Origin of the sequence: Sphingobacterium shayense (assembly GCF_013179575.1) — a bacterium.
Taxonomy (GTDB): domain Bacteria; phylum Bacteroidota; class Bacteroidia; order Sphingobacteriales; family Sphingobacteriaceae; genus Sphingobacterium; species Sphingobacterium shayense.
In genome coordinates, this window is record NZ_JABMCQ010000191.1 from 1 (window position 1) to 7,082 (window position 7,082).

Below are 7,082 nucleotides of genomic sequence, written 5' to 3' on the forward strand. Positions count from 1 at the left end.
TAATCTAATCTGGCGACCATCGATCTCAATAATCTTAGTCATTTGGTCAACGCCCAGTGCGCAGCTATAGGTAAGGAATTGTTTTGCAGCATTAATCTTCTTGATAACTTTAAACGGGGTGTGACTGCGTAGTACATCGATAAAGTTCTCCACATAGCGCGGAATATGAAAGCTAATAAAGTCACAAAGTAATAAACTTCCGATGATTTCCTTGCGCCAAGGAATAATATTAAATACGTCAGCTGCGGGAAACGATGTATGGTGGAAAAAACCGATTTTTAAATCCGGACGTAATGGTTTCAAATAAGCGGGAACCATCCATAGGTTATATTCATGAATCCATACCAACGCATTTTCATCAGCCTCTTTAGCGATACGCTCAGCAAACATTTGGTTTATCTTCAAGTAGTGCTCCCAATCTTCATGATTAAATTTCGCCTTATCAACAAAAGAAAAAATCATTGGCCATAACGCCTCCTTCGAAAAAACACGATAGAACTGGTCGATATCTTCCTTTGGGATGCTTATCGTTGCAGCAACCAAATTCGGAAATTTCTCCTCATCAATAAGCTGGTTAGGAACTTCTGGTTTATCACACTGCTGCTCCTCCTCACCAATCCAAATGCCAGAACGTCCTTTCTCAAATAGCCCTAACAATGAGGGAATTATTCCATTTGGGCTTTTTGGGGACACACGGATAGATTTGCCGTTTACTACTTCCTGTTCAAACGGCAACCTATGATACACCATGACAAGTTGATTTGCTCCTACGTTAGTTAGTTTTTTTCTACGCGTCACAACTTTTTTCGCGAACTTCTGAAATCGTTCGAAATGAGTCATCGATTCTAAAATACCACCAGCACCTGCATCTAACGCCTGATAAACATTCTCCAAACCAGCAGTCTGATCAATCAAGAGCTGCTCGGCCTTACCAACTACGACACCTTTATATCCCGTCTTATAAAGGGAGAGATCGTTAAGCGTGTCGCCGGCAACCAGTACACAGTCTTCATCAACATGGAGCATTTCCACCAAAGCACGCAGGGTACTCCCTTTGTTCACTCCACGAGGAAGCACATCAAGATATTTATCCACAGAGGTAATCACATCACAGTCGAAGCTTTCGGCAACCTCTTTGATCACTTCTAAATTAGCAGAACCATCGTAATAGAAAGAGCAGCGACGTTGCTGCGGTACTTCTTGAAAAGTGACATCAGCGATCTCGAGCACTTTGGCACGCACCGCGTATGTCGAGGGCCAGCGGCTCTCAATTTCGCCTTGTATTGGCTCCACAGATTCAAGAGTCATACCATTCACGACAGTAGCGCCTACATCGGCAATGATGTAATTTGGTGTAGGGATCAATGGGTCATTCAGCAAAGGAAGTACAGATTCCACTCCGCGCCCCGTTACAAAGACCAATTGTATATCTGTATTTTGTTTGATTAGACGATACAATCGTAAGCGATTCTCCATACTACCACCCAAAAATGTTCCATCTAAATCAGTTGCTAAAAGCATCATATTATATTCCTTTCTAATAGTTTAAATTCTGTTGTTACCGCCATATGATTATACAAGATCCTGTAAGCTGTATTTACAATAGGCATGTTTATATTAAGGTCTTTCGCCGTCTGGTATAGGCCCTTGGTTGCGGTATATCCTTCGGCAACCATATTCATCGCGTTTTGCGTTTGCCCAACACTATACCCTCTTCCAATTAGTTCGCCGAATGTGCGATTACGGCTATGTGCAGAATACGCCGTCACAAATAGATCACCCAAATAGCTCGAACAAGATATGCGTTTTTGCTTCACATATAATGCTTGAAGCAAAGTCTCCAATTCATAAATCGCATTAGAAACTAGCACAGCCATAAAATTATCACCATAATTAAGGCCTTTAGCCATCCCGCACACAAGACCTACAACGTTTTTATATATCGCAGCGTATTCAGCACCACTCATATCTTGCTGCACATTAACCGTGAGGTAGTGAGACGCGAAGTAAGGTGTCAATTTGTTGAGAATTTCTACATTCGGAGAACCTATTGTCATGTAAGTTTTTTTGCCCATCGCAATCTCCTCGGCATGGCACGGTCCGGCAATTATAGCTTGACTTTCCTCCTCAATTCCGAAGTTACGTGCCACAAACGCAGAGGGAAGCATGTTACCTACGCCTACCGTGCCCTTGATAGCTGTCACGACGACCTTGTCTCGCATCGCCAACGGGTCAATTCCCTGACATAAATTTTCAAAATGTGCACTTGGTACGACAAACAAAATAATTTGAGAATTTGCTATACAATAATCGAGGTCGCTGGAGAGCTCAAGATATGCTCGATCTAATTTTACGAAGGATAGATAATCGGGATTATTACCTTCCTCTTCTATATATTTTACCTGTTCTTCTCGTCTTAAATACCATGAAATTTTAACCTTATTCTCTGTCAATATTTTCACTAAAGCCGTAGCAAAACTGCCACCACCTATTACGCTCAAATCTGTCAAATCGCTGTAGTTTATTTGATGAAAATGGAGGGGATTCCACCTTCTTTATTATCTATTACGATACAAATATAGGTAAAAATAAACTAATAAGCAAACTAAATCCGAATTCGGGCTTAAAAGTTCGCGCAAAATATGATAAAACATAAAGAACAAAAGAATATTTATTCACTTATTTCATGAAAAATCCTATCGTTTTTAAAATTAAAAAACTAGTTTTCGAATCATAAAAAGCAAAAAAAATCATTGTAGATTACAATCTATTTAACGATAGAAATTATAGCATTATATTCACCAAAATCGGCCTGGGATTTTCCCGATACAGGATATGGATACAGAGATTCCAATATAATACGATGTTGGTCAAATATTGTTGACTTTTTGTAGCCCCTCTTTGGTGATTCGGACGTGGAAACAGTATCCAAAGAACTCTTGCCGTCTTGAGCCGTTATTTCTATTTCCAACACTCCAACACCGGCCCAAACACATTGCACTCCTTTGGGACACCGACTGTCCTCAAGTACTCTTTTCACATAGACACGTACTCCTGAGGACGGCAAAATATATGCTTGGCCTTCCTTTAAGGATAGAACCGTACTATCTTTGCTATCATATTGGACAACATTGAATGAACCAGCTCCGTCCCTCATTTTACAACCGACTAGCAACAAAATCAAAAAGCCAAAAAGGAAACACCTAACCATTTCATTTAAGTTTGAGAACAGTTCAGTGCAAAAATCCTGCCTGACTATCATTACATACTACCGCAGAGACAACGATTAAAAAATAAAACGAAGAAAAATTTTGTTTCTTAAAATATATACCTATCATTGTATCATAATGCTTTAGGGGTGTCTGTTAAAACAGGCTGAGATTTTACCCTTGGAACCTGATCTAGTTAATACTAGCGTAGGGAAAAGTAAGACGAACAACAACAATCGGACTTTCCTAGTCTGTCGTCAGCATTCCTAAAGTATTTTAACAAGTAAAACTTTAGGTATGCACATTAAACTCAACAATCAACTTCACGAATTTGAAGCACCCTATCCGGAGAACTTGGAGCAGGTACTTTTGCTATTAATACCAAATTTGAGATCGACTGGTATTGCCGTCGCTCTAAACGACCATGTCATCCCCCGCAATCACTGGGCTTCTACACCTATTACAACACAATCTGAAATAATATTGATCACCGCCACTCAAGGCGGTTAACCCCTAAAAAATCATTACTATGAAAAGTTCAACCCCAACGATTTCCAATCAACCTCTACCGAATTCCACCAAAGTATACCTAGCGGGAACACTTTTCCCCATACAAGTTGCTATGCGTGAGATAAAGCTTTCCCCCACCCGGCTGCGCCAAGATCAGCTTGTCGAAAATCCCCCTGTAACAGTCTACGACACCTCAGGAGTATACACCGACCCGAATATTGCGATAGACATACGCAAGGGTATTCCTAGGCTACGTGAAAGTTGGATTGACAATCGTCAAGATACTTTCGAACTTAACGCCAGCAGCTCCCACTATGGCAAAGAGCGCCTGGAAGACACATCGCTGGATGGATTACGGTTTGAGCACATACGAAGACCGAAAATAGCGAAAGAGTCGCTGAACGTTACGCAATTACACTACGCAAAAAGAGGTATCATCACCGCAGAGATGGAGTACGTCGCAATTCGCGAAAATCAACGGCTAAGCAACCTAAGAAATCAAGAAATCTCAGAATTGCACGATCAACATCCTGGCGATAGTTGGGGCGCTAATATACCGAACGGAGAGATAACGCCAGAGTTTGTGCGGCAAGAAATAGCCTCCGGTAAAGCGATCATCCCTTGCAATGTCAACCATCCTGAGTGTGAACCGATGATTATCGGCCGGAATTTTCTAGTAAAAATAAACGCCAACATTGGTAATAGCGCGGTATCTTCCAGTATCGAGGAAGAAGTAGAAAAGGCAGTATGGGCATGCCGCTGGGGAGCCGATACCATTATGGATCTTTCCACTGGTAAAAACATCCACGAAACACGAGAATGGATACTACGCAATTCACCTGTACCTATCGGGACAGTCCCAATTTATCAGGCACTAGAAAAAGTAAATGGTATTGCAGAAGATCTAACCTGGGAGATTTTTAAAGATACTTTAATTGAACAGGCAGAACAGGGCGTGTCCTATTTTACTATACATGCAGGTGTATTGCTTCGCTATATCCATCTGACAGCAAAACGTGTAACAGGGATCGTTTCTCGAGGAGGATCAATCATGGCCAAATGGTGCCTTTTTCATCATAAAGAGAATTTTTTATACACCCACTTCCAAGAAATCTGTGAGATCATGAAAAAATATGACGTAGCATTTTCTCTGGGAGACGGTCTGCGTCCAGGATCCTTGGCAGACGCTAATGACGCCGCGCAGTTTGCTGAACTAGAAACGCTTGGCGAACTAACTAAAATCGCTTGGGAAAACGATATTCAGGTGATGGTAGAAGGACCCGGCCATATCCCTATGCACATGATTAAAGAAAACATGGATAAACAATTAAAGGAATGTGATCATGCCCCATTCTATACTTTAGGTCCACTTACAACAGATATCGCTCCTGGTTATGACCATATTACCTCAGCGATTGGAGCTGCGATGATTGGTTGGTATGGATGCGCTATGCTATGTTACGTCACTCCAAAAGAGCACCTCGGCCTTCCAAATAAGAAGGATGTAAAAGACGGGGTGATCGCCTATAAAATCGCAGCGCATGCCGCCGATTTAGCCAAAGGTCATCCCGGTGCACAATATCGCGACAACGCGCTCAGCAAGGCGCGGTTTGAGTTTCGCTGGGAAGATCAATTCAACCTGTCATTGGACCCAGATACAGCAAGAGAGTTCCATGACGAGACCCTACCGGCTGAAGGGGCCAAGATCGCACATTTCTGCTCAATGTGTGGGCCAAAATTCTGTTCAATGAAAATAACACAAGAAATTAGAGAAAGTGTCGAGTCCGGTTTGCAAGAAAAAGCGTCCGACTTCATTGAACATGGTAAAGAAATCTATTTGTAACATGCACGTACTTACCCTCCCAAATTTTCATTATAAAGAAGTAAATATCGTCAAAGAAATGCTTCAGTGGTCGCAAGTAATCGTTCATATTCGAAAACCTCTGTTGAGCCAAAATGAACTGAGGGATTACCTATCGAAATTCACCGATCGTCAGCGAGAGCAGATAATCCTACATGGGCATCCCGACGTCGCTCGTGAGTACGGCATTTATAAAATACATTATTCGACGATTATGCGAAAAAGAAATACTCCACAAGCACTTCGCAATGCATCAGTAGTTAGCACCTCAACGCATAGCTGGACGGAATTTAACGGATTAGGCCTTCCTATTCAAATGGCCTTCATTGGTCCTATTTTCCCCAGTATTTCAAAACCTGGATATCGGCAGGTCTCTTGCATAGCCTCTGAAAGCCGGTCTAATTTCCAAGTAAAAGCCATCGCTTTGGGAGGTTTATGCAGTGCCAACGTTTCGGAACTTTCAAATGCCAACTATGATAATTTCGCTTTTTGTGGAGCTATTTGGCAAGCTGACTCACCAATAACCGAGGCTAAACGATGCTACGAACTAACACAGAACATACAAAATATTTATAGTGCTAGTCGTATCTAATACCAACATCCGAATGAACGATCAGAGATTACAATATATTTCCTCAGGCGAGACAGCGAAGGAACAATACAACAATATCCTACGTGCACTCGACCACGGCGTCGATTGGGTACAGCTACGTTTTAAAAACGCCCCGATGCAAGATCTGCAACATCTCGCCGAGCGGATCAGAATGTTGAAAGGAAATTACGATTTCACGTTAATTGTTAATGATCATGTAAAGCTCGTTAGCGACTTGGATTTAGATGGCGTGCATCTCGGTTTAGACGACATGCCTATTAGAACAGCGCGGGAGTTGATCGGACCACACAAAATAATAGGAGGTACAGCTAATACCTTTGATCAGGTGAAACGACGCGTCAAAGAAAAATGCAATTATATCGGCTTGGGACCACTACGGTTCACAAAAACTAAAGACAATTTGAGTCCAATTTTAGGCCTAGACGGATACAAAGAAATTATAGACCGTTGTCCGAATGTAACACCGCCTATTTTCGCCATCGGTGCGGTAAACATGGAAGATATTACACCACTACGTCGCCTTGGTGTATTTGGCGTAGCGATGTCCAAGGAAATCGAGTCGCGGCTTCAACAACCGAATTACATCAACTCTATTAAAAAACTACTTTATGCAAAATACGCTTAATATTTCAGGTCATACATTTGACTCTAGACTATTCTTGGGAACTGGCAAATTTAGCTCCGCGCAAAGTATGTCTGCAGCTATAGACGCTTCAAAGACCCAGATGATTACCGTTGCTCTAAAACGGATGGATCTAGAAAGTCATAGCGATGAAATTCTTGAACATATTCATAAAAGAGCAGTGCGGCTGCTTCCGAACACTGCGGGTGCACGCACTGCGAAGGAAGCAATACTGGCTTCTCAACTCGCTCGCGAAGCACTCCAAAC

Annotated in this window: 8 protein-coding genes and 1 riboswitch; of the genes, 5 read left to right on the forward strand and 3 right to left on the reverse strand. The window is 42.0% G+C overall.

The genetic code is table 11. From position 1 onward, the window contains the following. The 3 genes from HP439_RS16735 to HP439_RS16745 form a co-directional block, all read right to left on the reverse strand. On the reverse strand, window positions 1-1,524 hold a 1,524-nt coding region (locus HP439_RS16735), incomplete at its 3' end, for an HAD-IIB family hydrolase (protein WP_246229400.1). Then, on the reverse strand, window positions 1,521-2,510 hold the full coding sequence (locus tag HP439_RS16740) for an NAD(P)H-dependent glycerol-3-phosphate dehydrogenase (protein WP_172391485.1): 990 nt from the start codon (window positions 2,508-2,510) through the stop codon (window positions 1,521-1,523). The genes HP439_RS16740 and HP439_RS16735, both read right to left, overlap by 4 nt. Before the next feature lie 257 nt (window positions 2,511-2,767). Beyond that, window positions 2,768-3,157: a hypothetical protein gene (locus tag HP439_RS16745; RefSeq protein ID WP_172391486.1), complete on the reverse strand. Its 390-nt coding sequence runs from the start codon at window positions 3,155-3,157 to the stop codon at window positions 2,768-2,770. 187 nt (window positions 3,158-3,344) lie between these two features. After that, window positions 3,345-3,440, forward strand: a riboswitch (TPP riboswitch). A gap of 66 nt (window positions 3,441-3,506) precedes the next feature. Between HP439_RS16745 and thiS the strand changes: the two genes are divergently transcribed. The 5 genes from thiS to HP439_RS16770 form a co-directional block, all read left to right on the forward strand. Further along, on the forward strand, window positions 3,507-3,719 hold the full coding sequence (gene thiS, locus HP439_RS16750; protein ID WP_172391487.1) for a sulfur carrier protein ThiS: 213 nt from the start codon (window positions 3,507-3,509) through the stop codon (window positions 3,717-3,719). 19 nt (window positions 3,720-3,738) lie between these two features. Then, a complete protein-coding gene (gene thiC / locus HP439_RS16755) occupies window positions 3,739-5,562 on the forward strand; it encodes a phosphomethylpyrimidine synthase ThiC (protein WP_172391488.1) in 1,824 nt (607 codons plus the stop codon). 1 nt (window position 5,563) lies between these two features. After that, window positions 5,564-6,172 carry a thiamine phosphate synthase gene (locus HP439_RS16760; RefSeq protein WP_172391489.1) on the forward strand — a complete coding sequence of 203 codons (609 nt, stop codon included), beginning with the start codon at window positions 5,564-5,566 and terminating at the stop codon, window positions 6,170-6,172. A gap of 13 nt (window positions 6,173-6,185) precedes the next feature. Further along, window positions 6,186-6,818, forward strand: a complete 633-nt coding sequence (locus HP439_RS16765; protein ID WP_172391490.1) for a thiamine phosphate synthase — start codon at window positions 6,186-6,188, stop codon at window positions 6,816-6,818. Beyond that, the coding region (locus tag HP439_RS16770; RefSeq protein WP_484592851.1) for a beta/alpha barrel domain-containing protein at window positions 6,802-7,082 on the forward strand (281 nt) is incomplete at its 3' end. The genes HP439_RS16765 and HP439_RS16770, both read left to right, overlap by 17 nt.

Bases quoted from the DNA above. Each gene is read 5' to 3' on its own strand.
- HP439_RS16745 (WP_172391486.1), bottom strand. From the start codon at position 3,157: ATGAGGGACGGAGCTGGTTCATTCAATGTTGTCCAATATGATAGCAAA.
- thiS (WP_172391487.1), top strand. From the start codon at position 3,507: ATGCACATTAAACTCAACAATCAACTTCACGAATTTGAAGCACCCTAT.
- thiC (WP_172391488.1), top strand. From the start codon at position 3,739: ATGAAAAGTTCAACCCCAACGATTTCCAATCAACCTCTACCGAATTCC.
- HP439_RS16760 (WP_172391489.1), top strand. From the start codon at position 5,564: ATGCACGTACTTACCCTCCCAAATTTTCATTATAAAGAAGTAAATATC.
- HP439_RS16765 (WP_172391490.1), top strand. From the start codon at position 6,186: ATGAACGATCAGAGATTACAATATATTTCCTCAGGCGAGACAGCGAAG.